Raw genomic sequence first — 1,637 nt, forward strand, 5'->3', positions numbered from 1 at the left:
CAATGCCGTGAAGCGTAAGTTGATCTTGGGTCCGTTTTCGGGTCACGGCGTGGCAGGGCGACCAGCGGGGCCTGGCCTGTTTTGATGCTGGGATGGCGGTTTCTCCTGATCAGGCATCGCTGGGTGTGCTGGTCTCGACAGTGGACCGGGACGTGGTCGATGCCGCGGTCGCGGCCCACGGGGCCGGCGCGCAGCGCCGGGACGGGAAACTCCCGCCGCATGTGACGGCCTATTCGACGATGGCGTTGTGCCTGTTCAGCAACGACGACTACGAGGAAGTCCTGCAGAAAGTCACGGGCTCGCTGGACGGGTGGGGCTGCTGGGACGCGTCCTGGACGCCGCCGTCAGCCTCGGGACTGACCCAGGCCCGCAAGCGGCTGGGATCAGCGGTGATGCGGGAGATCTTCGAGTCCGTCGCGGCCCCGATCGCCGGGGATCCCGGCTCGATGGCCCGGGCGTTGACGGTCGGGCCGGCGCAGTGGGCGTTCCTGCGCGAGTGGCGGGTGATGGCGATCGACGGTTTCGAGGTCGATGTCCCGGACACGCCTGCCAACCTGGCCGAGTTCGATTACTCCAACGCCACCAACACCAGCGGGGACATCTCGCACCGTTCGGGCTATCCCAAAGCCCGGGTCGTGGCCATCAGCGAATGCGGCACCCACGCATTCGTCGCCGCCGAGGTCGAGGCCTGCTCGGTCGGTGAAAGAACCATGGCCCGGCGCCTGTTCGCCCGCCTGCGCCCGGACGAGCTGCTCACCGCGGACCGCGGTTTCTACTCCTTCGAGGACTGGGACCAGGCCGACGCCACCGGAGCCGCGTTGCTCTGGCGGGCCACGACCCAGCTCCAGTTGCCGATCGTGCACGTCCTCGAGGACGGCTCCTATCTGAGTGTCCTCGTCGATCCCGCCCGCAAGCCCCGAGCCCGCGAGAAAATCGTCGCCGCAGCCCAGGCCCACACCAGCCAGGCCGCAGCACGTGAAGGGCTCGAGGGGCACGAGATCCCCGGTGTTGATCCCGAGATCGCCCGCCTGGTCCGGGTGATCGAGTACGACGTTCCCGATCGTGAGGGCAACGGCCACGGCGAACTGATCGTCCTGCTGACAAACATCCTCGGCCCCGAGCAGGCACGCTCGGACGAACTGGCCGCGACCTACCACCAAAGGTGGGAACAGGAAACAGCCATCGACCAGCTGAAAACCCACCTGCGTGGGCCCGGGAAAGTCCTCCGGTCACGCCTGCCGGACCTGGTCCGCCAGGAAATCTGGGCCTGGCTGACCGTCCACTACGCCCTCACGAAACTGATCGTCGCCGCCGCAGCAGCCATCCAGATCGACCCCGACCGGATCTCCTACTCCAGAGCCCTGCGCCTGGTCCGCCGCGGAGCCGAAGGCTCCGCGGCCTTTCCCCCCTGACCACTGGGCGGCCGGCCTGCCCCGCCTCTGGGCCGACATCACCCGCCGCCTCAACCCACCCCGCCGCGAACGCACCTGCCCCAGGGCCCTGAAACGACTACGCCACAACAGCTACCGCGCCAAGAAACCCACCGAACCATCCAGCACCCGCCACCCCAACCCAGCCACCATCAGACTCAGCAAACTCCCGCCAGCAGCATGATCAACTTAGCCTTCACGGCATTG

Annotated in this window: 1 protein-coding gene; it reads left to right on the plus strand. The window is 67.6% G+C overall.

All coding sequences use genetic code 11. From position 1 onward, the window contains the following. Positions 1-92 precede the first annotated feature (92 nt). Positions 93-1,412 carry an IS4 family transposase gene (locus LR394_RS40990; protein ID WP_231450134.1) on the plus strand — a complete coding sequence of 440 codons (1,320 nt, stop codon included), beginning with the start codon at positions 93-95 and terminating at the stop codon, positions 1,410-1,412. Positions 1,413-1,637: the final 225 nt, after the last annotated feature.

The sequence above is a fragment of the Kineosporia babensis genome, assembly GCF_021129305.1.
Taxonomy (GTDB): domain Bacteria; phylum Actinomycetota; class Actinomycetes; order Actinomycetales; family Kineosporiaceae; genus Kineosporia; species Kineosporia babensis.